Source organism: Parvibaculum sp. (assembly GCF_049672805.1).
Lineage (GTDB): Bacteria > Pseudomonadota > Alphaproteobacteria > Parvibaculales > Parvibaculaceae > Parvibaculum.
The window spans coordinates 1-3744 of sequence record NZ_JBATWS010000026.1 but is presented as its reverse complement, the minus strand read 5'-3'; the positions used below and the strand labels follow the sequence as shown (position 1 = coordinate 3744).

Below are 3744 nucleotides of genomic sequence, written 5' to 3'. Positions count from 1 at the left end.
GGTGTTTCAAGTGCCATTATCGTTTCCCCCCGGATTGATCGTCTATTTGAGTGACAGCAGATGCCCACGCGAAGGGTCGATGTTTCCCGCCAGCATGTCCGCATAGGTTTTTGCAATGGCGTCTTCGCCCGCTCCTCGCTCAAGCTTCATCCATCTGGATGATGCTGCCGCAAATGCGTTCCAGCTCTCGCCAAGCCGCTTCTCATAGCCCTCACGTCCCCATTCCTCCGTGCGCTTTTTCATCTGATCAGGCGCGAAGAAGAAGCGCGGTGCGGCGCCGGGCAGACTGGAAGGCGCGCGGGGTGCATCCTTGTGCGAGATGCCGACTGCCGTGCTTTCAACGAGCCTGTCGCCGAAATGATGATGGATGGCAGAGAGCACCGCCCCATCGCCCGCAAAATCAACCGCCGCCGTAGGAAGGGAGGCATCAAGGCTCTCGATCTCGTCATAGGTGACGACCTTGTCATAGAAGCCGAGGCCTTCGACGAAGCCCTTGTTCCGCGCCGATGTAAGGCCGCTCACGGCGGGGCCGGAGGGGCGGCGCTGATGCAACGAGTAACCAAGGCCCAGTCCCGTCTTTGACGAGGCGCTGATGCTCAGCACCTGTTTTGCGCCGAAGAAACTGTTGTCGGCGAGCCAGTCATCGATGAGGAAAGATGTTGTGTAGAGCGGGCGCAGGATCGGTTCGAGATCCTCATGGGCCCGTTCGCCCGTCACCCGAACATAGTTGTTGTAAACAGGATGCAATTCCCGCCGCTGCTCATAGAGATCGAGGAAGCTCCCGGCGCTGATTTTCTCCGGCTGCATCACAAGATGCGTCGCCATAGGCAGATAGCCGTAAATGCGCTCGCCTTCCGCGATGGCCGGACAGTTTGATTTGATAAGACGCGCAAAACCCCAGACCGGGATCTTTCCCCAGCCCGCTTCGGCGGGAAAGAACGACCAGTAGTTGAGCATGTCACCTGCCACCGCATAGGTGATGTTGTTGGCGGTGAGTGCAAATTTCTCGATTTCGGCGAGAACCTGTCCGGCCCCGAGGCTGGCCGTCCTGTCGGTCCACCGGCTTTTTCCAAGGTCTTGCCGATTGACCACAAATTCCCGGATATGAATGCTCATCTGGTCTCCTCCCGAGCCGCATCAATGAGCGCGCATCGTCTCATATTCCGGGCGCGGACGCCCTGCAAATCCGCTTCGACAAGCTCGCTTGACCGGCCTCGGGAAACCGCCGATAAAGTGACACTGGTAATGTCAATATAATTGATCCCGTCCCGTCGTCAATCGGGAGGGGCAGGGAGACGCTGATGAAAGTCGAAAACGCGAACCACCCGAGCGACGAGCAGATGAAAGAGTTCTTCGCCCGCGCCGGCACGGATCAGGATGGTCCCGTCGTCATGGTCAATCTGCTGAAATTCCGCGAGCGGGCGGCCTATCCTGATGGACGTGACGCCCATCTGAGCGGCTTTGAGGCCTATGCGCGCTATGGCGTCGAGGTGAAAAAGATCGTGGAGGGGCTTGGCGGCAAGATGCTTTATGCGGGCGCGGTTGACGGGCTGATGATCGGCCATGTCGAAGAACTGTGGGACCAGGTTGCGCTTGTCCGGTATCCTTCCCGCAAGACCTTCTTCGATATGGTGATGATGCCGGAATACAGGGCCATCGAGGTCCATCGCGAAGCCGGGCTCGCGGGCCAGCTCAATATCGGTGTCAACACCCTGCTGGGCGGCTGATCCGGCTCTTCCTCTCTCCTTTGGCCTTGTAGCCATTGCGCGCGCAGCGCATCATACCGTTCTGCCGTAACGGAAAGAGAGCGTCCGGGGCAGCCTTCCGGGGAGGGAAGGACGGGTGCAGAAGAAACAGGCCGGGGAGGGCATGATGGCGAGGCGGAGGGACGATATCGGTGCGGGGATAGCCGAAGAGGCAGCGGAAACGCCCAATGTGCTCAGCCCCATTGTCGGCATCAGCCGCGAGGATGTGCTGGCAGCCATCGGTTCAATCATCGGTGGTGTGGCCCGCAATCCCTTCACCTTCATGCAGCATGTCGGCTCCTTTGGCCGCAATGTCGTGGACATTCTGGGCGGCGAGGCGAAATTTGCGCCGGAGCAGAAGGATCGCCGCTTCGTGGATCGCGCCTGGCAGTTAAGCCCGGTCTATCGCCGCGTCATGCAGGGCTGGCTCGCCTTCCAGAGCGAGATGCACGCCTTCATCAAATCTCTCGATCTCGATCCGATCGAGCATGGCCGCGCTATGCTGGTGGCTGACATCATGATTGATGCGCTCGCACCGACGAACAGCCTGCCGGGCAATCCCTCGGCGGTGAAGCTTGCTGTCGATACGGGCGGCCTCTCGCTGGTGCAGGGCTTGCGCCATATGCTTGACGATCTGCGTCACAATAACGGCATGCCATCGCAGGTGGACAAGACCCCCTTCAAGGTAGGCGAGAACCTTGCGACGACCGAAGGGGCTGTCGTCTATCGCACGGAGATGCTGGAGCTTCTTCAGTACACGCCCAAAACCGGCAATGTGCGCGCCATGCCGCTTCTTTTCGTGCCGCCCCAGATCAACAAATATTACGTCCTCGATCTGACGCCCGAGAAAAGCATGTCACGCTATCTCGTGGATCAGGGCTTTCAGGTTTTTGTGGTGAGCTGGCGCAATCCGGGGCCGGAGCATCGCGACTGGGGGCTCGCTGATTATGTCGCAGCACTCGTGGATGTGATCGGGGTTGTCACCGCCATCACAGGTTCGGAAAAGGTCAATATCTCCGGCGGCTGCTCCGGCGGCATCACCACCGCTACCTTGCTCAGTTATCTCGCTGCCAAGAGTGATCGCCGCGTCAACTCCGTCACCTTCTGGGTCTGTGTGCTTGATCCGCGCATGGAAGACAGCGACGTGGGCGTGCTTGTCACGAAGCGCGGTATCGAAATGGCGCGCAAGCGATCTGCGAAGAAGGGTGTGCTGGCAGGCTCTGACCTCTCACGCGTTTTCGCCTGGCTGCGACCCAATGATCTCATCTGGAACTATGTCGTGAATAATTATCTTCACGGCCAGAAGCCGCCTGCTTTCGATGTTCTCTACTGGAACAATGATTCCACAAACCTCTCCGCTGCTCTGCATTCGGACTATCTCTCGCTTTACGAAACGCAGCCCTTCGCCAACCCGGGCAAGGAGAGCATCCTTGGCGAAACGATTGATCTCGGAAAGGTGGATATTGATGCCTTCATCGTGGGCGGTGTGACGGACCACATCACACCATGGAAAGCATGCTATCGAACCACACAGATGCTTGGCGGCAAGCGCGAGTTCGTTCTTTCAAACAGCGGCCATATTCAGGCAATCCTGAACCCCCCCGGGAACCCAAAGGCGAAATACTTCGTTAACGATACTCTTCCGCCCACGGCAGACGAATGGGCCGCCAGCGCCACGGAAGTGCAGGGTTCGTGGTGGGAGCGCTGGGCAGGCTGGCTCAACGAACGCTCCGGGGAAGAGATTCCGGCACCAAAAAAACTTGGCTCCCGCAAATTCAAGCCTATGGATCCCGCTCCGGGCACTTATGTATTAGGCTGAGTTTCACCAAGTGAGTCGAAAGGTCGGCCCCGTATGAGTGACAGAAAGCCTGTTTATCGAGATGTCAGGGTGGGGTCGAACATCCTCCGGACCGCCGTTTGGGAAGGCAAGGGGCCGGGACGCCCCCTGCTTTTCTTCAACGGCATTGGCGCCAATATCGAACTGATCGCGCCTCTCGCC

Annotated in this window: 3 protein-coding genes; 2 read left to right on the top strand and 1 reads right to left on the bottom strand. The window is 58.8% G+C overall.

The features are described 5' to 3' along the window. Window positions 1–42: 42 nt before the first annotated feature. Window positions 43–1116: a DUF2855 family protein gene (locus WBF74_RS00930; protein WP_424433919.1), complete on the bottom strand. Its 1074-nt coding sequence runs from the start codon at window positions 1114–1116 to the stop codon at window positions 43–45. A gap of 185 nt (window positions 1117–1301) precedes the next feature. On the opposite strand from WBF74_RS00930, the gene WBF74_RS00925 reads away from it, so the two are divergent. After that, window positions 1302–1727, top strand: a complete 426-nt coding sequence (locus WBF74_RS00925; protein ID WP_424433917.1) for a DUF1330 domain-containing protein — start codon at window positions 1302–1304, stop codon at window positions 1725–1727. 145 nt (window positions 1728–1872) lie between these two features. Beyond that, complete coding sequence (locus tag WBF74_RS00920; RefSeq protein ID WP_424433915.1) at window positions 1873–3564, top strand: alpha/beta fold hydrolase; 1692 nt, start codon at window positions 1873–1875, stop codon at window positions 3562–3564. The last annotated feature ends 180 nt before the right edge of the window (window positions 3565–3744 follow it).

Coding starts and splice junctions, on each gene's coding strand:
- WBF74_RS00930 (WP_424433919.1), bottom strand. CDS start 1,116: ATGAGCATTCATATCCGGGAATTTGTGGTCAATCGGCAAGACCTTGGA.
- WBF74_RS00925 (WP_424433917.1), top strand. CDS start 1,302: ATGAAAGTCGAAAACGCGAACCACCCGAGCGACGAGCAGATGAAAGAG.
- WBF74_RS00920 (WP_424433915.1), top strand. CDS start 1,873: ATGGCGAGGCGGAGGGACGATATCGGTGCGGGGATAGCCGAAGAGGCA.